Genomic DNA, 22053 nt, shown 5'->3' on the forward strand with positions numbered 1-22053 from the left:
CAACGGATTAACTTGCGCACTATTTTAGTCAGCGTTAAGCTGCTTCTTTAATAGAACAATTATATTTAAACGCACATTTAGAGTTATTAAATATATTCAGAGCAAAGGCTTACTATGAATAACAGTACCTACCCTATTGGCAACCCTGGTGAAAAGTGGAATAACAATCATAAACTCCAATGGCTTGAAGCCCAGAAAATTAAACGTAGCTATAACGATGAAGTATTAACGCTAATTAATGAGCTAAAAGATACGCTTATTGTAGAGCAATATGGTGAACTTAATTATGCTCAAAACAGTTACCCTTTGTTTGCATTAAAAACCCAACACTTTGATAAAAATAAACACACAGTGCTAATCACTGGTGGCGTACATGGCTACGAAACCAGCGGAGTACACGGTGCGTTAAGGTTTGCAAAAACATTGGCAACTCAATACGCAGAGAAATTTAATCTGGTGATTACTCCCTGCATTAGCCCATGGGGTTATGAAACAATAAACCGCTGGAACCCAGAGGCAATTGATCCAAACCGTTCTTTTTATGAAGGCAGCCCAGCGCAAGAATCTGCATTGGTAATGAATTATGTGCAATCTTTAAATACTGATTTAATCGCGCATATCGATTTGCATGAAACCACTGATTCAGATAACAGTGAATTTCGCCCTGCACTTGCAGCGCGCGAAGGTAAAATAAATACTAATTGGAATATACCAGACGGTTTTTATTTAGTCGCTGACAGCAACAAACCAGAGCCTGCTTTTCAAAAAGCTATTATTGAATGTGTTGAAAAGGTCACACACATCGCTCCAAGCGATGAAAATAAACAATTAATTGGTGTACCTCAAGAACAATTTGGGGTAATAAACTATGCAGCAAAAGAGTTAGGTTTATGCATGGGGTTATCTGATGCAACCTACGTTACAACCACGGAAGTTTACCCAGATAGTGCAACGGCCAACCCTGAAGAGTGCATATTAGCGCAAGTTGCGGCAATTTCGGGTGCGTTGGACTACATTATTAATAAGTAATAGTTATGGTATTCATCAGCACATAGTAAGGTGCAGACAAAGGAGCGGCTATTGGAATTTAAAAATAATTACGGCAGTTACAGTTTTTATGTTGAGGGTAATATTGTTATTGCGCAATTTAAAGGCAACTTAAACCCTGAGTTATTAAATCACTTTAAAGCCGCTCTGTTAGACACCATTGCAACCTTTAAACATCAACCTTGGGGCTATATTAGCCATTCGCCCGACGTTGTGGCCGCCACCCCTGACGCTGAAAAAAATATGATCGATGTTAGCCAAACAATGGGGATAAATAATTGCATAATGAGTGCCTTTATACTCACCTCTCCCATAGCCATAAGGCAACTACAACGTATTATGCACAGCTCAGGACGTGACGCTCATTTACAAGATTGCTTATTTGATGACTTGCCAAGCGCTAAGGCATTTATAAAAAGTCAGCTTACCTCAGCCGAGTAAATTAATTACACGACCGAGGTATAGTCAACGAAAAACCGAATGGGCTAGTTTTTATAAAACTGACTCTCTTTAGTAATTGAAATGCTATTGTCCTCTTGTGCGGTGATTTTAAACTGCAGCTTACTCACCTTCGTGGGTATATCATATCCATCGGCAGTAACCGTTACTGGAACATTTTTCATCAACCCTGGCTCTACCAACACGGCGTTAGGACTTTGCAAGCTCGCACCTTCTAACCCACTAATTGAAATAGAATAATGCAGAGGTTGCTGCGTTTTGTTAATGATGGTGAGTGTATAAGGGTTTTCGACTAACCCTTCATAATTTACCCGATACAGTGCGTTTCTGTCTCTAAGGACTGAGGCTTCGATAGGCGTACGTTGTAGCATCCAAGCAAACATAGAAATAATTAACAGCGCAGTTAAAGCGCCATAGCCCACTAACTTGAGCCTAAATGGATTAGTTTTTTGCCCCGCCATTTGCTTTTCACTGGCGTATTTAATTAAGCCTTTTTCGTAGCCAAACTTATCCATGGTATCGTCACAGGCATCAATACATAAGCCACAGTTAATACATTCATATTGCAGTCCATTGCGAATATCAATCCCAGCAGGACATACTTCAACACATAAGTTACAGTCTACACAGTCACCTAAATTAAGCGCTTTAGGATCGGCTTTACGTTTACGTGGACCGCGGTTTTCACCTCGTTCGCTATCGTAGGTTACCACCAGCGTGTCTTTATCAAACATCACTGATTGAAAGCGCGAATACGGACACGCCACTGTACACATTTTTTCTCGTAAAAAACCTGCGTTGCCATAGGTACAAAATGCAAATAAAAACACCCAAAAACTGGTGATCCCAGACCATTCAAAATTAACCATTTCTAGGTATAAGGTTTTAGCTGGAATAAAATACGCTAAAAAAGAAGTGGCAGTTAAGAGTGAAATAACCAGCCATGCACTGTGCTTAGTAATTTTTTTACGCCACTTGGTAATATCCCATGGGCTTTTATCAAGCTTAATACGCTGGTTACGCGTCCCCTCAATACGTTGTTCCACCCAAGAGAACATCAACATCCAAATTGTTTGCGGGCAAGTATAGCCGCACCACACACGGCCAAGCCAATTGGTCACAAAAAATAACGCAAACGCCCCCACCATAAATAGCATGGCGAGAATCATAAAGTCTTGAGGTAGTAAGGTTAGGCCAAAAATAGTAAACTTTTGGGTGGCAACATCCAATAAAACCGCTTGCTGACCGTTATATTGAATCCAAGGAATGGCGATAAAGCTGAGCATTAGCAGCCAACCTAAATTACGGCGTATACGCTGAAAAAACCCTTTTTGCTCGCGTATATAAATTGGCCCTTCTTCTTTGTAGGGCTTAATGATCATGTCTTCTTCTTTAATATCAAACTTCATGTTACTTACTTAATAGTGACGGGTATTAAGTACGATTTTGCAACTTTCAGACCACAGTGAAAGTTAATTTAACTTATTGATATTAAATGATTATACACATAACACCAAAGCGAAAATTCGCGACATTTAACGACATACACGATATATCGCGAGTTAACGAGTACGATGCACTGCTAATTTTCGCATTTTTGAGCGAAGCGTACTCTCTGGTAAGCCCAACTTATTTGCCGCGCCTTGTTCGCCTGCAATTTTCCAGTTACATAACATCAGTACGGAGATAATATGCTGTCTTTGCGCCTCATCCAGTGTAAGCGTTGGGTTAACAGCACTCGCATCACCGGCTTTTAGCGGCTGACTTAACTGCAGTGTGGGTTGTGTAGATAAAATAGCTTCTCGCTCTAACACGTTTTGCAGCTCTCTGATATTGCCGGGCCAGTCATAGGCTTGTAGTTGCCTAATAGCTTTGTTACTTAACCCCTGTAATTGCTTACCTAGCCGCTTGTTTATTTGCACAATTAAGTTTTGACATAAATAAGGTATATCTTCTTTTCGCTCTTTTAGTGCTGGCACTTTGATAGGAAACACGTTTAAACGGTAATATAAGTCCATTCTAAATTGGCCTTTTTGTACCATTTCCCACAAGTTACGATTGGTTGCAGCAATGATACGAATATCGACTTTTAGGGTTTGGCTGCCCCCTACTCGCTCAAATTCGCGCTCTTGTAATACTCGTAATAATTTACTTTGTGACTCTAACGGCAGCTCTGCCACTTCATCTAAAAATAAAGTGCCCTTATCAGCAAGTTCAAAACGCCCTTTACGTCGCTCATTTGCGCCGGTAAACGAGCCTCGTTCGTGTCCAAACAACTCCGATTCTAATAAGCTAGGGGTAAACGCCGCACAATTAACTTTTATAAACGCCTGCTCATTGCGCTTGCTTAATCTATGTAAGTTACGTGCCACCAGCTCTTTGCCAGTACCGTTTTCGCCAAGTATCAACACCGTACTGTCGGTTTCGCTCACTAACTGTATTTGCTGCAACATACGTTGAAATACATCACTGCGCCCTACTAGCCCTGAGTCTTGCCAATCTTGATTTAGCTCGGCAGTAAGGTAGTCGTTTTCATCTTTGAGCTGCTCGCTTAAATGCTTTACTTGCGCTAAAGCATCTTGGAGCGCGGTTTGGGTTCGCTGCTGCGCTGATATATCGCGAAAAACGGCCACGGCTCCGATAAGCTGGCTATTTTTATAAACGGGCGTGGAGGTATATTCAACAGCAAAGGCGCTGCCATCTTTACGCCAAAATACTTCGTTTTTAACCTCGCGGCGTTTACCATCAAACATGGTGCAGTAAATTTGGCATTCATCGGCAGGGTAAGGCGTGCCATCTGCATGACTGTGATGATGATATTGATGTATTTTTTTACCCAGCAATTCATCGGCTGTCCAACCCGTCATTCGCTCTGCCGCTGGATTTACAAACACCGCATTACCAGATAAATCAAATCCGTATATGCCCTCACCTACCGCATTAAGTAATAAAGTAGGATCGTTTAAAAAGTTTTTTATCATTGCAGACCTCGCGAAATATCGCGAGTATTATGCCAATTCTCTCCTGCTTTAGCACCTAGTAATGGCTAAATAATGCCTTAATATCTATTTTTGCTTCTAGCCGTGCTGCAATTAAATACAAGCCCGCTAGCTTACGGTGAATAAACAACGCATCAACAGGAGGCGTATGCCATTGCTGCGACTGTGCACTTAACTGCAAGCCAGCATCTTTAATATTGCTAGCAAGCGCGCTGTTTTTAAAATCAAACTCGCCGTTATAGCGCAGTGGCTCGCAGGCCATTAAAAATAAATCAATCACTTTTTCTTTGTAATTGTCTTTGAGGGAATCTTTAAAATAGCCAATATCGGTGGCGGCATTGAGCACCCCTTCACGATCGTTATTACTACCGGCTTTAAATAAAGCTAGATAGGCATTACTTAGTGCTGGGGTAATTTCTCGTGTGGCACCAAAGTCAAATAATACTATTTTTTGTGATTCAGGTTGGTAATGAAAATTTGCAAAGTTAGGATCGGTTTGGATTAAATTAAAGACAAACATTTCTTTAAAAAATAAATCAATCAGTTGCTCAGCAACTCGGCTTCGCTCTGATTGTGGTAAATATGTAATGCCCTCTATCGGCTTGGCATCTACATACTCCATGGTTAGCACTTGCGCAGTACTGTGCTGGGGATATACGCTAGGGACTTTGAAATGCGCGTTATCTGCTAACAGGTTTTTGTAACGTGCTAAATACTCAGCTTCTCGAGTGTAGTCGGCCTCTGCTAATAGCTGTGCCTTGGCTTCTGCCACTAAGGGTTTAATATTCAGCTCTTTAGGTAATAACCGCGATAAGGTAAGTAAAGTGATCACGTTATCTACGTCACTCACTACACTTTTTGCGATTCCAGGGTATTGAATTTTAACTGCCAGCTGCGCGCCATTTTCTTTATAAGCTAAATGAACCTGGCCAATGGACGCCGCCGCAAACGGCCTGAGCTCAATATGAGAAAAACGCGATAACCAATCCCCTCCCCACTGCTCTTTTAAAACACTAACCAGTTGCTTATGTGGCATCGGGTTAGCATCTGAGCGCAATAAAGACAGTAATTGAGCAAGTTCGGGAGTTAATAAGTCGCCCGCATCCATTGAAAGCAGCTGCCCAAGCTTCATTGCCGCACCGCGAAGATGCGATAGCTGAGTGGCTAGGTTTTCAATATTTTTAGGCTGAAGCAATAAGCTTTTATTATCCCAGCCTTTACCAGAAAGCGCACTTTTAGCCCCGCCCACTAACATATTCGTGGCGACGCCAGTGGCTAATGAGCCTAACTTTGCAAAACGTGAAAGTCGAGATGTGGGAACGGATCGCTCATTAGCCATAATTAACCTAATCTATTAATAATAAGGTCAACTAATACGTTTTATTACGCCTATTGGATCTAAATTATAACCGAGGGACTAGCTTAATAGCGCCTTCTACTACTTTTAAATCTAAAGGTAAATTACTTAATAATGCCATTTTAGGATCGTTCATATTTAACTTATAAACAGGATTAACGGCTAAAAAGGCATTCATTACACCCATGGCCTCGTTATCCAGCACTTCTAAATTACCTTTAAAGCCACCGGCATCGATGCTTGAGTCGAGTAACTTAACATTACGTAAAAATACCGCTTTTTTCTCGCTGTCATAAAAAGGGGTGCCCTGTATTTGCAGCTTTAAGCGCACTGGGTACTTTAATGCAAAAGCATTAATCTCGGCGCTCGAATCAGCACCTAGTAGGACATAGTCACTATTATCTGGGCCAATATTAACGCTTAAATCATTCACATCAAACTGCACAGGTAAGCCCATCAGGCTAACTTTTTCACTTAATTTAGGTAACTCTTTATTTAGTAACGACTCAACCTCTGAATTTGTAAATGAATAAACCGAAATACCCTGCGTACTGTTACAGGCAGTTAAAAATAGTAGTGAAATAAAAACAAAAATTTTCATGCAAAACCCTATTGGTTAATCGTATAGGCAGTAAGTAACCATAATAAAAAGCCGCTTTAATAGCGGCTTTTTCATTTTAGTTGATAAAAGTGATTGCGCTTAATTTACAGTAAAAATAACTTTTAACCTTGCTAGTGTGTCAGCTGTGACTGAACCCTCGCTGAGTGCTAATAACTGCTTTAAATAATAATTTAAATCAGCGTGTTCGCCACGGTGCTTATCATCAAGCATGGCTACTTGCTCTACCATTTTTTGCGCTGAGTTTTGCGAACTTACGCTCGCAAGTATTTCCATACGCGTTAACAGCTGCTCACAGCTCAATGCTGTTTTAACTGCACCATTAAATTGACTCGGGACTGGCTCGTTGTTCTCAAGTGCAACAAATAAAGCATCTAAATTAGCTTGCTCATTTTTAGCCGCTAAGCCTGTCAGTTTTTCATCTATGGCTGATAACAAAGCAGACACTTTAGGGGTTAACGATTTAAACTGTGTATACCCTTTAACTTTGGTTTGTAAATCAAGTAATTGGGCTTTACCTTCTACACTATTTAATGCTGCTTCAAGCTCATTCAGTTCAGTTGTTGCCAGCTTATCTGACTCACTTTGTTCGCGTTTTTGCTGTTCAAATTCTTCGCTTCGTTTAGTGAAAGTTGCATCATTAAACTGACGGAATTTTTGCCACAATGCGTTTTCAGCTTTTAAGCCTGCAAACCCTATGGTTTGCCACTGTTGCTGTAACTGTTTTAGCTGTTGACAAGCGTCTGCTAAATTATCGCTTTGTGATAATTGCTGTGCTTGTTCAACGAGCTCATTTTTAAGTGCGGCATTGCCTTTATGAAACGCGTTAAGTGACGCTACAACCTGTTGCTGCTCTGCCTTATAACGCTCGTTTAATACGCGGTATGTTTTCGGGTCAACTTTACCCACACTTCGCCATGCTTTTTGCAAACGGTTATAGTTGCTTTCTAGTTGTTTCCAATCTAAATCAGCCGTATCAGTTGCTTGTAAATGCAGTGCATGCATATCAGCAATCAATTGCTCGCGCTCTGCTTTTGCTGCCTCACGTTGCACTTCTTGCTCCGCGAAGTAGCTGCGACAAGGAGCAAATAAAAGCTCAATTTTTTCATCAAACTCGTTGCCCTGTTGTTTCTCTTGCTCTGTATCAAGGCGTCCTAGCTCGTTCCAACGCTTGCGAAGTACTTTAACTTGATCAGCGCGCTGTTGTGGATCGTTACACGGCTCATCAACTAACGCTGTTACTTCTTCTAAAAGTGCTGCACGTTTTGGTGCGGCCGCATATTTTTGCCAATCTTTAGCATCGGCTAATTGCGCTTCTAGGTCTGCTTTTAAATTAACCAACGGTTGTTGATATTTTTCGGTCAATTCGTTAAATAGCTCTTCGAAGCCTTTAAATACACCAAATGCAACGTTAAAGCGCCCTTCTTCAATTAAACGTTTTACATCACGTGCCTTGCGTTTAGCTTGGCTTTGCGTTTTTTCAAGCGGCTTAGTGAGTTCGCTCATTGCAGCTAAAAATTGCTTTTTATGCGCATTAAGTTGGGTTTTAAATGACGCTTGTAAATCAGTGCTAAGTACATTTAGGTGACTACGTGCAGTTTTAAATGTGTCATTGAACGCTGTTAACTGTTGATCGTAATCACTAAGTTGCTCTGCAGGTTTTATTTCAATAAGCGTACTGTAGGCAATTTTATATTCTTTGATCGCCGTAGTTAGCTCAGGTAACTTGGCTACTTGTAAAAATAGTTGCTCAAGCTTATTAATCACTTGTTTTGATTGCTGATCAGCCATCAATTGCGTTTTATCTAGTGTGTCTTTTGCTTGTGCTACTTTTGCATTAAGCCAATCTTGCTGAATTTGCTCTGGGGTTTCTAATCCAAGTTGCAATGCATTTTCAATTTCTTCACTTAATGCTTCTAACGTAGCTAACGCTAACACTTGGCGCTGTTGCTGCGCTAAACGTTGCTGCTCTATTTCATGTTGCGCTTTTAATGTGGCAATGTGAGCATCAAGCTTATCGGTAATTGATATATATTTAGCATCAAGGGTTTTTACATGTTCTTCACTTAGCCATTTTAATTCAAGAGCTTGCCACTGCGCCATGAGTTCTGCAGCTTGTGGGTCAACAATGGCGTAGTCATTTTTATCACGCAATGCATTAAGCTTGGCTAAAATAACACGGGTTGCGTTTTCAACTTGCGATGGCATTTCAAGCGCTAAACGCTCGTTTTCAAGATGACTTTCTAGCGCAACTTTGGCTTCACCTTGAGCATGCTTTAACAGTGCTTTAGTTAACTGCTGAGTAATGACTAAATCAACTAACTGTTTTTGCAGCTCTTCGTTTGCTTCTTTAAAGGCTTTTTCAATCAGTTTAGGGTTAGCTAGGCGTTTTAATAGCTTAACTCTCACTTGCAGTTCTTTTTCAGCAAATGCTAGTTTTTCAAGGGTTTTAACCGGTGCAAAGCGTTCAATGTACTCATTTTTAATCTGCGCCGACAAGCTACTTTCACTGTTTAATACAGCCGATGAGATTTGTTGTTCAGCAACATCTTTCAATGCCTGATCTTGTTTGTAAGCTTTCCACCACAGTGGTAAGTCGTTTACTTTTTGCAGTGCTTTACGACGAATTTCAGCCGATGAGTCTTCAAGGGCTAAGGTGCTTAAAATTGTTACGTCACGTGCCACATCAAGTTTTTCAATCGCATCTAAACGAACTTGTTGCTTTGGGTGTTTCCATTTTGGTGTAAAAAGGTGTTTAAAGATCATTTTCACTGAACCTAGCTATTTCGTTATCTGATTTGAATTCTTTTTGTAGTTGCGCTTTGGTTTTTTGGATCATTTCTCCATTTGCACCAATGGTAAACTGCTCGTTTGATTGTGCTACTTTTGCTTGGTACAACATCACTAGTTGCACTGTTTGTTGCTTTTGCTCATCTGATAAAGGCGTGCCATCTGGCCACTTTCCCGTTGCCGCGCCATACTGTAAGCGCTCAAATAATTCTGGAGTAATATTCTGTACTAGGTTGTCAATATTCATGTCATTTTTTCTTTTTCAGAGTCACTAAAATAATACGGTTAATAAGGTACCAAATACAGCCAATGCCAATGGCCGAGGTATACGCATACCACTGAAGTGTTTTTTCTTGAGGTTGTAGGAAGTACAAACAAAAGAAGCCACCTAAAAATAAGATCAGCGCTAAAAAGGAGTGGTTCATAAACATTTGCTGCTTTTTAATTCGCTGCTCACGTTGAAGTTGTTGAACTTGCTCGGCATTTAATTCAGCAACGTTACTTTGGCAATGTGGACACTGCGAATGTTTATCTGAAATTGATTTTGCACATTTGGGGCAACGAATAATCGCCATACATCTCTCTCCATACTACGCATAAAAAAAGCGCCTTTCGGCGCTTTTCATTGTACTTGTTTTATTGCTCTTTGTCTTTTTTGAATTTAACCCAATAGATGATATTAGGTTATTGGGATCTGTTTATTCAGCGTCTTTAGATTGCTTTTCAAGACGTTTTTCCCAGAAGGTGGCGTTTTTAATCCCTAACTTAACGGGATCAAATGTGATTTGGCCACCTTTTTTCTTCTGGTCTTCATAATCACTCAAACATGTTAAGGCCGGTTTAGCGACAAAGAAAATGGCTAATATACCCAATATGTTGATCCACGCCATTAAGCCAACGCCTATGTCGCCAATAGTCCAAATATAACCGGAACTGTTAACCATGCCGTAGGCTACCATAAACATAATCATAAGTTTTACCACTACAAGCGGAATACTTCCTTTAAAGTAGCGATTTAAGTACGCGATATTTGTCTCAGCAATGAAGTAATAAGCCAGTATGGTGGTAAAAGCAAAGAAGAATAAAGCGATACCTACAAACGCTTCTCCAAAGCTACCAAATACACTAAACAACGCCATTTGGGTGAATGCTGCTGATCCCACTTCAGTTGCCGCATCCACATTTTGTATAATGAATTGCCCTTCTGGCAAAGTACCGACTACATTGTATTGCTGCGTCATTAAAATCATTAATGCCGTTGCTGTACATACAAAAAGTGTATCAACATAAACAGAAAAAGCTTGCACTAAACCTTGCTGTGCAGGGTGATCAACTTCTGCCGCAGCCGCAGCATGAGGACCTGTACCTTGGCCGGCTTCATTAGAGTATATTCCACGCTTAACACCCCAGCCAATTGCAGCACCAAAACCTGCTTGGGCTGTAAATGCATCACCAATAATGAGCGAGAAAATACCCGGGACTTTGTCTATATTTAAAAATACGATAATTAAGGCCAATACGATGTAACCAAGCGCCATAAATGGCACTACAATTTGCGTAAAATTAGCAATGCGCTTTATACCACCAAAGATAATAAACGCTAAAACGATTAGAATAATGGCCAACGCAACCAGTTTAAAACTACCTACGTCACCAAAACTTGTAGACACCATAGTGCCATCGCCAAATACTTGAGTGAATGCGTTGCCCACAGCATTTGCTTGCACGCCCGGCAGGAAAACCCCACACGCTATAATTGCCGACACAGCAAATAATACAGCCAGCCACTTTTGCCCTAAACAACGATCAAAATAATACGCTGGACCACCGCGGTATTGGCCGTCTTCTTCTAACTTATAAATTTGACCTAATGTTGACTCCGCGTATGCAGTACTTGCACCTAAAAAAGCAACAACCCACATCCAGAAAATAGCGCCAGGGCCTCCAAAACCAATGGCGGCTGCCACACCGGCAATATTACCAACCCCTACTCGGCCAGATAATGAAACAGCAAGAGCTTGAAAAGATGAAATTCCTTTTTCTGAGGTGTTAGGGCTAAATAATAGCTTACACATTTCTTTAAAATGTCTAACTTGAGCAAATCGAGTTAGTACGGAGTAAAATAAACCTGCGCCTAGGCATAAATAGATGAGTGCATCACTCCAAACAACATCATTAACGGCGCTTACAAAAGCTTCCATGAACATCCTCACAGTTATATTTATTATTATTAATTACCATACTCTGCTACTCAGAATACCTGTCATAAGCTTTACGAAATAAGGGGTTAATCTTTTCCGTTTTTCTTATTGTTCAATCGATATTAACTTAAGTGCCCAACCTTGTTAACAGTTAATTTTCAAAACAACTTATTGTTTATTTATATTGAGCCTTCCAGATCAACGTTTAACTAAGTGCAAATTGATTTAGACTATATGGTATTAAATCTGTCGAGAAGGTGTATTGAAACGTTTTAGTGCTGTGGTGGGTAAATGATTCTTATTTTTTGGTACGGTTGGTTTAGCTAAAAGTAAAAAGGGTATCAATATTTATTGATACCCTTTGAAACAAACGTTTTATCTTAAGTTGTCTACAACATTAACAATGGCTGCTAAAGTATCTTGACCAAATTGATATGAACGACGATCTGACCAACCATAATCTGGATCGGGTAAGTCATTATTATCTTTAAATGGCATTTCAACTGTGTAAGTTAGTGCTTTAAATTCTTCTGCTGTGGCTGATGAACCTACTGTTAAGTTAGCTTGACCTGGTTCGTCTTTATCGTAGCCATGCGTATCTTGAAACTCTGGAGTAATAGTTAAAAGCGCGGCCTTAAAGCTATCCTCTAGGCCTTTTAGGCGTGCATCATAGCTTGGTATGCCTTCGCTACCGGCAACAAAATTATATGGAATGGCTTCATCACCATGAATGTCTAGGTGCATGTCTAAGCCGGCTTCGCGCATTTTATTAAGCACTAAGTAAACTTCTGGGCTGTTTTCCATGCTGGGTGTTTGCCATTCACGGTTTAAGTTAACCCCTTTAGCGTTAGTGCGTAGGTGACCGCGTACACTGCCATCTGGATTCATGTTTGGCACGATATAAAATACCGCTTTTGATAGTAACGCTGCTGCATGAGGGTCTTCATCATCAAGTAGCTTGTGTACTAAGCCTTCTACAAACCACTCTGCCATTGTTTCACCTGGGTGTTGACGAGCAGTGATCCAAATTACTTTTTTATCGGCGCTTGGCTGACCAATTTTAAGCACGCTCATGTCACGCCCATCAAGCGTTTGACCTAGTGTTTCTAGTTGGCAAATTTCTTGGCTTTGCGCCCATGCTAATAAGTCTAAATGACGATCGTAGCTGTAAGGTGCAAAGTAGGCGAAGTAAACGCTGCTGCACTCAGGCTCAAGCTCAAATGTTAATGTGCCATTTTCATACGAAGACGGTACACGGAACCATGTTTGACGGTCGTATGAAGCGACAGCTTGGTAGTCTACCCAACCATCAGGGTATGCAGACTTATCAAGATTATTAATATTTAACTGATGAAGTTGATAAGGCGTTGTCTCAAGACGAAAGTGAAACCATTGATAAAACTCAGACTGATGATCTTTATTAATTTCTAGCTGAATATTTAACGGATCGGTGGCTTCAATAACTTTAATATTACCACTGTCGAAATTGCTACTGATTTTCATTACAACAAACCTATTAGTTAACTGTGTGTCTTTGGCTAAGGCATTTAGCCAAGAGGTAAATACGTGTCACTGCACTTTAAAAGTGTATAAACGCGTACCCAATTTAATAAAGCGTACCATAACCGCTTCACTTTAAAAATCTTCAGACCTAAAAAAGCCAGCAAGTGCTGGCTTTTCTTAATAGCTCATGTGTTTATCGAGGTAAACTTGGGAATGAGACTTCTGCCATGTCGCGCATACAGCGAACTACCTGACAGCTATAACCAAACTCATTGTCGTACCATACGTAAAGTACAACACGGTTATCATCAACAATCGTTGCTTGAGAATCAACAACACCTGCGTAACGGCTACCCACTAAATCGGTAGAGACGATTTCAGTTGATGCTGTGTAATCAATTTGATCACGTAGGTCTGAGTGAAGTGCTGTTTCACGTAAAAACGCATTAAGCTCTTCAACCGTTGTACTCTTTTCAAGGTTCAAGTTTAAGATAGCTAACGATACGTTTGGTGTAGGTACACGGATTGCGTTACCTGTTAGTTTACCTTCAAGCTCTGGTAATGCTTTAGAAACCGCTTTCGCTGCACCTGTTTCAGTGATAACCATGTTTAGTGCCGCAGCACGACCACGACGTTCCGCTTTGTGGTAGTTATCAATTAAGTTTTGGTCATTAGTGTACGAGTGAACCGTTTCAACATGGCCATTCTTAATACCAAACTGATCGTTTAATGCTTTAAGTGTTGGCGTAATCGCATTGGTTGTACAGCTTGCTGCACAGACAATTTTGTCTTCCGGTAAAATATCTTGGTTGTTTACACCGTAAACGATATTTTTAATATTACCTTTAGCAGGCGCTGTTAATAATACTTTTGCAGCCCCTTTAGATTCTAAATGCTGACCAAGGCCGGCTTCATCTTTCCAGATACCTGTGTTATCAACGACTAATGCGTTTTCGATGCCGTAGGCGCTGTAATCAACTTCACTTGGCGAGTTAGCGTAGATAACTTGAATGTAGCTACCGTTCGCTTTAATTGCATTACGCTCTTTATCGATGGTGATAGAACCATTAAATGGACCATGGATAGAGTCACGACGTAATAAGCTTGCACGTTTCTCTAAATCGCCATCTTTACCGCCACGCACAACAATAGCGCGAAGGTTTAAATCGGCATACGGGCCTGACTTTTCAATTAACAAACGTGCTAATAAGCGACCGATACGACCAAAACCATAAAGTACAACGTCACGTGGTGCTTTTGGTTTAGAGTCAACAATTTCAGCAAGTTCATCTTTAACAAACTCTTCTACTGAACGACCATTCGCTGCATCTGTGTATAAATAGCTGTATGCTAATTTACCAATATCGATACGGGCAGAATTTAATTCCATTTTGCTGATAGCTTCTAAGAATGGGAAGCTTTCACGTAGGCGCAGTTTAGTCCCTTCAAATTGAGCTACTGATTTGTGAGACTTGATAATATCAATAGTGCTTGAATTTACTAATGGACGGCCGTAAACAGCGATTTCGATACCACGATTACGGTACAATTTACCAATAATAGGCTGCATGCTTTCTGCGTAATCTTGACGTTCTTGCCAGCTACTTGTGTATTCTAACTCGTGAGATGAGGTCATTTTTTTTACCTAATTAAACAATTTTGAACGGATAGCCTAAGAATGCATCGAATTTTGAGAGCAACGCATTCCTTCGGGCAGGCCTATTCTAATTTAATCTCATTTTATTCTCTACTGTTAGAGACTAAAGTTTAGGCTAGAATAATACTATATGAGGGTCTGTTGACCTTTGCGGATTAAAATTTGTTCAAACTAGGGACGATTTAATCGCGGCGCGAGGTTTGTAACCTAGTGGGCTAAGTAAAAACCGAGCAAAGCTTCCGCGTCCTGCTCACGCCCCTTACCTACATCCATGTAGGCAACAAAGAGTAAATCGCCCCTAAGCAGAACCCTTCGGGCAGCACCTGTTTGGCATTGATGCTGCGTTATCGCCTATTTATGGGGAATAACCACACCGCATAGGCTCTGCCTTGTCTCAATACCAAACAGACTGCTGCAAATTCAACCTTGAAAGGTCAACAGACCCTAATAATTTGAGAGACTCAGATGGCTTTTAAGCGCATAACCCTCGCCTTTGCAATTTTGCTTACAGGCTGTGAAGAATCTTTAACCGTTGAAGATATTTGCGTTCAATCGCCGGCCATGTGTAATGATCTTAACCAAGATAGTCACTGTAAAGCGCAGCGAGAACATACTATTTTTTCTCGTCACCTTGAATCTTTACAACCTACCGATGAGCACAAATATCAATTACTCAAAGCGTTTGAGCATTACAATCAATGCATTGCTTTGGCAGCCAACATTCAGCACATAAAACTAAAAAGCAAAACCACGGCTCGCCGACGTGCCCACTTAACGAGCATGAGGGAAATAGCGCGGATTTATCAACAGACAAAACACACCAGCCACCCGGGCTTGCTTTATTATCATTGGTCAAGAAACAATGACGAAAGTGCATTAACACGTTTGCTCGCTTTAGAACATACTGCAGAAGTTGAACAAAGTGCTGAGATGCAATTTTACTTGGCGTCTTATTACATTAAGGTTGATGAAGAAAAAGCGATTAATTTTTTATACAACACGCTAGCGCTGAATAAAGCCAAGCATGAACCGAACCCTGAAATATATATGTCTTTGATCAGCCTGTTTTATAAACATCAACAATATAAACATGCTTATATTTTTGCCAAAATAGCTCAGCTTTCTGGTATTGAACATATTGATATACTGTTAATTGAGCAGCAGTTAATAGCACAAGGAAAGAATTTAGAGAGTTTAGATAGGTTAGCCGAGCAGACTTTGCAGCAAATAGATCAAGGAACGTTTATTTCCCCCCGGAAATAATAAAACAGATACAAAAAAGGCAGCTTACGCTGCCTTTTTGTTTATTTTTTGCTAGTGCCTACTTCGACACGGGTTTTTAACTTTTGCCCCGGTCTAAAGGTAACCACGCGACGTGCTGAAATTGGGATATCTTCTCCCGTTTTCGGATTACGTCCCGGCCTTTCTTTCTTATCTCGAAGATCAAAGTTACCAAATCCAGAGAGCTTAATCTGCTCGCCTTTTTCAAGCGCTGAGCGGATTTCTTCAAAAAACGCTTCAACTAAATCTTTGGCATCTTTTTTATTGATCCCGAGCTTTTCAAATAGGTGTTCAGCTATGTCGGCTTTAGTAAGCGCCATATCTAGTCCCTCAACGATGCATTAAACTGTTCGGCCAGTGCGGCCACCACGTTATCAACTACCTGATTGATATCTTTCTCTTCGAGTGTTCTATCAACCGCTTGCAGTGTTAGAGCAATCGCCAAACTCTTATAATTTGGCTCAATACCTTTGCCCTTATACACATCGAATAAGTTTAGGTCAACCAATTGATTTCCGCCAACTTTTCCGATGACGTTTAAAATATCACCTATTTTAACGCTGTCTTGTACTAAAATAGCGATGTCGCGGCGATTTGATGGGAATTTAGACACCCCAACAGCCTGCGGTAAATTTCTTTTTTCTAATGCCGACATTTCAATTTCAAACACAAAAGTAGCGTTATTGATATCTAACGATTTTTGCGCCTGAGGGTGTAATGCACCAAAGAAACCTACTTTTTTTCCATCAACATAAATAACGGCTGATTGACCAGGATGAAGGCCATCTGATTGCTCGGCTTTAATTTCAAAGCGGCTAACATCATTGGTAATAGCAAGTAATGCTTCAACATCCCCTTTTAGGTCGTAAAAATCAACGTTACGTTTTTCTTCAACCCAATGTTCGCCATGCACAAGCCCGGTAATAACACCACCAATAACCGGCACTTGGTAAACGCCATTTTCTGCGCTTTCATCGCTGATAAACTTAAGGCCGTGTTCAAATAAGCGAATACGTGGTTGCTGGCGGTTTTGGTTATAGGCAACAGATGCCAATAAGCCAGGCATTAAGCTTACACGCATCGCTGACATTTCAATTGAAATTGGGTGCGGCAATACCAATGCGTTACACTCTGGATGTAAAATAGCTTGCGCTTTAGGATCAACAAAACTGTAAGTAATGGCTTCTTGATAGCCACGAGTTACTAGCGCATTACGAAAACGGCTCAGGGCAACAGTTGACTCATCATGCGTGGTCATTTTAAGTTTTGCAGTTGGTGCCACATTAGGAATACTGTTATAACCGTAAACACGTGCTACTTCTTCAATTAAATCTTCTTCAATACGAATATCAAAACGGTAGCTTGGTACATCAGCGCTCCAGCTATCATTGTCAAATTTAACATCAAGACCTAAACGCGTAAGAATATCGGTTACTTTTGCATCGTCAATGTGATGACCAATAACACGGTCTAAACGTGAACGACGTAAACGCACTTCAGTTACTTTTGGTAACTTATCAGCAGCAACAGCTTCAACGATTGGACCTGCGTTACCACCTACAATCTCCAGAAGTAACGCTGTAGCGCGCTCCATGGCATCGTGTTGTAGTGCAAAGTCGACGCCACGCTCATAGCGATGAGATGCATCAGTGTGCAAACCATAGCTGCGTGCTTGTCCTGCAATAGCCACTGGGTTGAAGAATGCACTTTCTAGTAAAATATCAGTTGTTTTTTCAGTAACACCCGATTGCTCACCGCCAAAAATACCAGCAATGGCTAGCGCTTTATGATGATCGGCAATCACTAATGTCGATTCATTTAATTTAGCCGTATTACCGTCTAATAAAACCAGCTCTTCACCTGGGGTTGCACTACGTACTTTAATTCCACCATCAATCGCATTTAAATCAAATGCATGCATTGGGTGGCCAAGCTCTAATAATACAAAGTTAGTCACATCAACAACCGGATCGATTGAACGTACACCACTACGACGTAGCTTTTCAACCATCCATAATGGCGTCTCAGCGTCTAGGTTAATGCCTTTAATAACACGCCCTAAATAGCGAGGACAGGCATCATCGTTAACCAACTCAATTGATACTTTGTCTTCAATTGTCGGGGTTACCGCTGGAATGCTTAATGTATTTACATCAATACTGTTAAGTACGCCGACTTCGCGGGCAAGCCCTTTAATACCTAAACAGTCGCCACGGTTAGGCGTTAAATCTACGTCAATAATGTTGTCATCAAGCGCTAAATATTCGCGTAAATCGGCACCAATAGGCGCATCAAGTGGCAATTCCATAATGCCATCGCCTTCTTCACTAATACCTAGCTCATCAAACGCACATAACATGCCGTGTGAAGGCTGACCACGAAGTTTGGCTTTTTTAATTTTGAAATCGCCTGGTAACACTGCGCCAACAGTGGCAACTGCAACTTTAATACCTTGGCGGCAATTTGGTGCACCACAAACAATATCAAGCAGTTCATCACCACCAACATTAATTTTTGTTACACGTAGTTTATCTGCATCAGGGTGCTGGCCACACTCAACCACTTCACCTACCACAACGCCATTAAATTTGGCTGCTGCCGGCTCAACGCCATCTACTTCTAAACCAGCCATTGAAAGCTGTTCCGAAAGAGCTTGCGTATCAATTGCAGGATTTACCCACTCTCTTAACCACTTTTCACTAAATTTCATTTTATCTCTTCACTCTTAACGGAACTGGTTTAGGAATTTTAAGTCATTTTCGAAAAACGCACGTAAATCGTTTACGCCGTAACGCAACATGGTTAAGCGCTCAACACCCATACCAAAAGCGAAACCTGTGTATTTTTCAGGATCGATGCCTACAGACTTAAGTACGTTAGGATGAACCATGCCGCAGCCTAATACTTCTAACCATTTACCGTCTTTACCCATCACGTCCACTTCTGCTGAAGGCTCTGTAAACGGGAAGAATGAAGGACGAAAACGAATTTCCATGTCTTCTTCAAAAAAGTTACGTAAAAAGTCATGTAAAATACCTTTAAGCTCAGTGAAGCTTACATCAGTATCAACCATCAACCCTTCCACCTGATGGAACATAGGCGTGTGTGTTTGGTCGTAATCGTTACGGTATACACGCCCTGGCGAAATAATACGCAGTGGCGGTTGCTCAGTTTCCATAGTACGAATTTGTACACCACTGGTTTGAGTACGTAAAACCAACTTAGGATTAAAGTAAAAGGTATCGTGATCGGCGCGAGCAGGGTGATGCTCTGGAATATTTAACGCATCAAAGTTATGAAAATCATCTTCAACTTCAGGGCCTGATTTAACAGCAAACCCAAGTTCACCAAAGAAGCTTTCAATACGCTCAATGGTGCGAGTCACTGGGTGCAAACCACCCGATGGCATAACACGCCCAGGTAAAGTTACATCGATTGTTTCTGCTGCTAGTTTTTCTTCTAATGCTTTACTTGCTAACAATTCACGCTTGTCATTAATCGCAACTTGCACGTCTTGCTTAGCTTGGTTAATTACTTGGCCTGCTTCTTTACGTTCTTCAGGGGCAATTTTACCTAACGTTTTAAGTAAGCTGGTAATTTCGCCTTTTTTACCAAGATAGTTAACCCTGATCTCTTCTAGCTGCGCGATTTCACTGGCACTGGCTACCGCCTCAAGTGCTTGCGCTAATATGTTTTCTAAGTTCATTCGATACCTGATCTTTCACAGAAGGTGATTACAATTTAGTTAGCTAATGATAACTGAAAGCAGGGTCTAGATTCTAGACCTACTACAGCTTTAGCGTTGATTTTATAAAAGGAATAGTCAATTTTCGTTGTGCAGCCATGGATGCGTGATCTAATTTGTCTAATACATCCAATAAAGCACGCATATCACGACTCAAACGCGTTAATAAAAATCGCGCACATTCATCGCTCAGTTCAAGCCCACGCATATTTGCACGCTTAACCAGCGCCTGTGCTTTATCATCGTCACTCATAGAACGAATTTGAAACGTAGTGCCCCATTTTAAACGGGATTCTAAGTCGGGCAAGCTAATATTAAGCATGTTAGGCAGTAAATCGGCAGTCACTACCAGCATTTTATTGGGCTCATTAAAGCGATTAAAAAAGTTAAATAACGCTTTTTCCCATGCATCATTGCCTGCTACCAAGTGCACATCATCAATACACAATACATCTAATGCTTCAAGCCCATCTAAAACCATTGGTCCAAAATGAATGACCTCGCGCATGGAAAGTAGCATATTAGATAAGCCACGCTCTTGTGCCTGAATACAAGTGGCATATAGTAAGTGAGATTTACCAGAATCTCCTAAGCCACACAAATAGGTATACTGAAAAGAGTGAGCAAGCTTAGAAAAGCTATCTTTGAGATGATTTACCTCAAGTGAGTCTTCACCGCCAAAGTAGGATGCAAATGTTTCATCGTCCGGTAAAGTAACCGGCAATGCCATTTGTATTGGCTCTTGAGTTAGCATTAATTTACAACCCATTGATACTCTAGGCTTTGCTCATCAACTATGTGATAAAAAGCACGAGGATCAACATAGTCTTTAAAGGCGTTATCCAGGCCAAGGGCTTTTTTAAGGTCACTCACAGTCCCCGTATGATGAAGCTCAAACTCAACCGAATCGGGTGTTTTGCGTAGAATAACAGCTTGAGTTACTACGCTTAGATTCATTAAGCGGCGCTTTGCCAATTCAATATCAACAAAGCTCTCAGTCCCTTTTAAAGTTAAATTGGCAGTACGCTGCTCATAATAAGCATTAGGATCAATCGCATATTCACCAGCTAAACCTTGTGCTAAATCATCAATCATTTGCGCAACGATTTGCTGTCTATAGCCAGTGATACGGTTAGATTCAAACATTTCATCATTGGTAAAGCGCCAATCTAGTACCCAATTATCAGAGTTAAACGCTTGATACATTCTAGCAGTAATACTGCGCTCAGCACTGTAGCGTTTAGATGCCTCTTCTACAGGCCCAGAAAAATTTCCCCAAACTTCAGGGACACCAACAAGCCGTCTGTCTTGTAAATCGAGTAAAGGCACAACAACCGGTAAACCGCGGCGGCTTGCTTTGTCGTAAATCAGTTGCTCTAACTGAGGATAACTCTCTTGAGTAACCAGCTCTCGCTGCCTGTTATCTTCAATGCCTAACCAGATAGCAACCAGTGGACGTTGAGCTCCCCACAACGGCAAATTAAGATCTTTTATTAGTGCATTGATCTTTCGCGCTTCAAATTTAACTAGTAACTTAAGCGTTCCAGGAATACGCTCATCGTATTCAAATTTCAGCATATAATCAGATATATCTTTGGTGCGTTGCTGTGCTATCTGATTTTCATCTGCACTTTTATCACCACTCACTTTTACTAGTACGTTAAGAAGCGCTTTGCGACTAGCGTCTAAACGCGCATCACGAGATTTATCTTCTACGACCAAAATATCTTGATATAGATCAGTTACTTCAACTGCAGATACAGAAACACAAAAGAAAATGGATAAGGCGCTAATTAATAATCTATACACAGGCAAATCATTCTTGGTTTTAAACTGTTTTGATCCTAAATCAAAGCCACTAACAAAGCAAAATTATATTTTTCTCAGAAACGAACACCGTTAAGCTTGCTTTAATAATATAAAAACTCAAAGTAAGCTGCGGCTCATTTGAGTCTGTTTGCTACTTCTTAGCAACAGCGCATGGCAAAACAGCGTTGAGAGTCATAATGAAAGCATGCAGGTAGCTTTTGGCTATTATTTTTCCTTTTAACTAGTGCATTTCACCTTGCACCTTTATTTTTCACTTTTCTGCAGACGTAAAAAAGCCCGACTATTTCTAATCGGGCTTTCTCTAATTTGGAGCCTGGCAATGGCGTAGTGCCCAAAGCGGTAGAGAGTCTCATAGCAAATGTATAGAGTCGGCATTAGGCGCTGATTCTTTTACTTTTACCTAATACCAACTCGCTTAATTAAGCGGTCTATTTTGAGGCAGGAAAAACGGGTTGATAGCTAGGCAAGAAATTCGCTATTTAGTTGTTCTAAATGAGAATTTTTTAACACAGATAGCGACACGTTTAGCCCCGCAAAATGATTGAGTATTATTGCGGATTGGTAT

General features: G+C 40.8%; 18 protein-coding genes. 3 read left to right on the top strand and 15 right to left on the bottom strand.

The genetic code is table 11. The annotated features are described in order from the left end of the window. Positions 1-114 precede the first annotated feature (114 nt). Both BM380_RS03900 and BM380_RS03905 read left to right on the top strand, forming a co-directional pair. The gene (locus BM380_RS03900; RefSeq protein WP_090493018.1) at positions 115-1029 is read left to right on the top strand and encodes a M14 family metallopeptidase; all 915 of its coding nucleotides are present in this window, start codon (positions 115-117) and stop codon (positions 1027-1029) included. Between the two features lie 51 nt (positions 1030-1080). After that, positions 1081-1488, top strand: a complete 408-nt coding sequence (locus BM380_RS03905; RefSeq protein WP_024601174.1) for a hypothetical protein — start codon at positions 1081-1083, stop codon at positions 1486-1488. Positions 1489-1532: 44 nt separating this feature from the next. Here the strand turns inward: BM380_RS03905 and ccoG are convergent, their stop codons facing one another. The 10 genes from ccoG to BM380_RS03955 all read right to left on the bottom strand — a co-directional run bounded on the left by ccoG (position 1533) and on the right by BM380_RS03955 (position 14611). After that, entirely contained in the window at positions 1533-2915 is a 1383-nt protein-coding gene (gene ccoG / locus BM380_RS03910) for a cytochrome c oxidase accessory protein CcoG (protein WP_090493020.1), read from the bottom strand. 153 nt (positions 2916-3068) lie between these two features. After that, positions 3069-4487 (bottom strand): sigma-54 interaction domain-containing protein, encoded by a 1419-nt coding sequence (locus BM380_RS03915; RefSeq protein WP_090493022.1) that lies wholly within the window; start codon positions 4485-4487, stop codon positions 3069-3071. A 55-nt stretch (positions 4488-4542) separates the two neighbouring features. Next, positions 4543-5844 carry an ABC1 kinase family protein gene (locus BM380_RS03920; RefSeq protein WP_090493024.1) on the bottom strand — a complete coding sequence of 434 codons (1302 nt, stop codon included), beginning with the start codon at positions 5842-5844 and terminating at the stop codon, positions 4543-4545. Positions 5845-5908: 64 nt separating this feature from the next. Continuing rightward, on the bottom strand, positions 5909-6463 hold the full coding sequence (locus BM380_RS03925) for a YceB family lipoprotein (RefSeq protein WP_090493026.1): 555 nt from the start codon (positions 6461-6463) through the stop codon (positions 5909-5911). Between the two features lie 99 nt (positions 6464-6562). After that, on the bottom strand, positions 6563-9247 hold the full coding sequence (locus BM380_RS03930; RefSeq protein WP_090493028.1) for a DUF349 domain-containing protein: 2685 nt from the start codon (positions 9245-9247) through the stop codon (positions 6563-6565). Further along, positions 9237-9518, bottom strand: a complete 282-nt coding sequence (locus BM380_RS03935) for a YeaC family protein (protein WP_013464607.1) — start codon at positions 9516-9518, stop codon at positions 9237-9239. Before BM380_RS03935 ends, BM380_RS03930 begins: the two co-directional genes overlap by 11 nt. A gap of 1 nt (position 9519) precedes the next feature. Next, on the bottom strand, positions 9520-9846 hold the full coding sequence (locus BM380_RS03940; RefSeq protein ID WP_013464606.1) for a hypothetical protein: 327 nt from the start codon (positions 9844-9846) through the stop codon (positions 9520-9522). A 123-nt stretch (positions 9847-9969) separates the two neighbouring features. Then, positions 9970-11472, bottom strand: a complete 1503-nt coding sequence (locus BM380_RS03945; RefSeq protein ID WP_024603130.1) for an alanine/glycine:cation symporter family protein — start codon at positions 11470-11472, stop codon at positions 9970-9972. 375 nt (positions 11473-11847) lie between these two features. Further along, on the bottom strand, positions 11848-12975 hold the full coding sequence (locus tag BM380_RS03950) for a M14 family metallopeptidase (protein WP_036956129.1): 1128 nt from the start codon (positions 12973-12975) through the stop codon (positions 11848-11850). A gap of 193 nt (positions 12976-13168) precedes the next feature. After that, the gene (locus BM380_RS03955; protein WP_013464603.1) at positions 13169-14611 is read right to left on the bottom strand and encodes a glyceraldehyde-3-phosphate dehydrogenase; all 1443 of its coding nucleotides are present in this window, start codon (positions 14609-14611) and stop codon (positions 13169-13171) included. A 486-nt stretch (positions 14612-15097) separates the two neighbouring features. Between BM380_RS03955 and BM380_RS03960 the strand changes: the two genes are divergently transcribed. Further along, on the top strand, positions 15098-15895 hold the full coding sequence (locus BM380_RS03960) for a DUF2989 domain-containing protein (RefSeq protein WP_090493030.1): 798 nt from the start codon (positions 15098-15100) through the stop codon (positions 15893-15895). A 41-nt stretch (positions 15896-15936) separates the two neighbouring features. On the opposite strand, the gene ihfA is transcribed toward BM380_RS03960, so the two are convergent. The 5 genes from ihfA to BM380_RS03985 form a co-directional block, all read right to left on the bottom strand. Next, positions 15937-16233, bottom strand: a complete 297-nt coding sequence (ihfA, locus tag BM380_RS03965) for an integration host factor subunit alpha (RefSeq protein ID WP_008114070.1) — start codon at positions 16231-16233, stop codon at positions 15937-15939. Positions 16234-16235: 2 nt separating this feature from the next. After that, positions 16236-18623, bottom strand: coding sequence for a phenylalanine--tRNA ligase subunit beta (gene pheT, locus BM380_RS03970; protein ID WP_090493032.1), 2388 nt, complete (start codon positions 18621-18623; stop codon positions 16236-16238). A 15-nt stretch (positions 18624-18638) separates the two neighbouring features. After that, complete coding sequence (gene pheS / locus BM380_RS03975; protein WP_013464600.1) at positions 18639-19619, bottom strand: phenylalanine--tRNA ligase subunit alpha; 981 nt, start codon at positions 19617-19619, stop codon at positions 18639-18641. A gap of 82 nt (positions 19620-19701) precedes the next feature. Next, positions 19702-20412 carry a DnaA inactivator Hda gene (hda, locus tag BM380_RS03980; protein WP_024603126.1) on the bottom strand — a complete coding sequence of 237 codons (711 nt, stop codon included), beginning with the start codon at positions 20410-20412 and terminating at the stop codon, positions 19702-19704. Then, a complete protein-coding gene (locus BM380_RS03985; protein WP_024603125.1) occupies positions 20412-21467 on the bottom strand; it encodes a DUF2066 domain-containing protein in 1056 nt (351 codons plus the stop codon). Before BM380_RS03985 ends, hda begins: the two co-directional genes overlap by 1 nt. Positions 21468-22053 lie beyond the last annotated feature (586 nt).

It is taken from the genome of Pseudoalteromonas sp. DSM 26666 (assembly GCF_900116475.1).
GTDB lineage: Bacteria > Pseudomonadota > Gammaproteobacteria > Enterobacterales > Alteromonadaceae > Pseudoalteromonas > Pseudoalteromonas tetraodonis.

Bases quoted from the DNA above. Each gene is read 5' to 3' on its own strand.
- BM380_RS03900 (WP_090493018.1), top strand. From the start codon at position 115: ATGAATAACAGTACCTACCCTATTGGCAACCCTGGTGAAAAGTGGAAT.
- ccoG (WP_090493020.1), bottom strand. From the start codon at position 2,915: ATGAAGTTTGATATTAAAGAAGAAGACATGATCATTAAGCCCTACAAA.
- BM380_RS03915 (WP_090493022.1), bottom strand. From the start codon at position 4,487: ATGATAAAAAACTTTTTAAACGATCCTACTTTATTACTTAATGCGGTA.
- BM380_RS03920 (WP_090493024.1), bottom strand. From the start codon at position 5,844: ATGGCTAATGAGCGATCCGTTCCCACATCTCGACTTTCACGTTTTGCA.
- BM380_RS03925 (WP_090493026.1), bottom strand. From the start codon at position 6,463: ATGAAAATTTTTGTTTTTATTTCACTACTATTTTTAACTGCCTGTAAC.
- BM380_RS03930 (WP_090493028.1), bottom strand. From the start codon at position 9,247: ATGATCTTTAAACACCTTTTTACACCAAAATGGAAACACCCAAAGCAA.
- BM380_RS03935 (WP_013464607.1), bottom strand. From the start codon at position 9,518: ATGAATATTGACAACCTAGTACAGAATATTACTCCAGAATTATTTGAG.
- BM380_RS03940 (WP_013464606.1), bottom strand. From the start codon at position 9,846: ATGGCGATTATTCGTTGCCCCAAATGTGCAAAATCAATTTCAGATAAA.
- BM380_RS03945 (WP_024603130.1), bottom strand. From the start codon at position 11,472: ATGGAAGCTTTTGTAAGCGCCGTTAATGATGTTGTTTGGAGTGATGCA.
- BM380_RS03950 (WP_036956129.1), bottom strand. From the start codon at position 12,975: ATGAAAATCAGTAGCAATTTCGACAGTGGTAATATTAAAGTTATTGAA.
- BM380_RS03955 (WP_013464603.1), bottom strand. From the start codon at position 14,611: ATGACCTCATCTCACGAGTTAGAATACACAAGTAGCTGGCAAGAACGT.
- BM380_RS03960 (WP_090493030.1), top strand. From the start codon at position 15,098: ATGGCTTTTAAGCGCATAACCCTCGCCTTTGCAATTTTGCTTACAGGC.
- ihfA (WP_008114070.1), bottom strand. From the start codon at position 16,233: ATGGCGCTTACTAAAGCCGACATAGCTGAACACCTATTTGAAAAGCTC.
- pheT (WP_090493032.1), bottom strand. From the start codon at position 18,623: ATGAAATTTAGTGAAAAGTGGTTAAGAGAGTGGGTAAATCCTGCAATT.
- pheS (WP_013464600.1), bottom strand. From the start codon at position 19,619: ATGAACTTAGAAAACATATTAGCGCAAGCACTTGAGGCGGTAGCCAGT.
- hda (WP_024603126.1), bottom strand. From the start codon at position 20,412: ATGCTAACTCAAGAGCCAATACAAATGGCATTGCCGGTTACTTTACCG.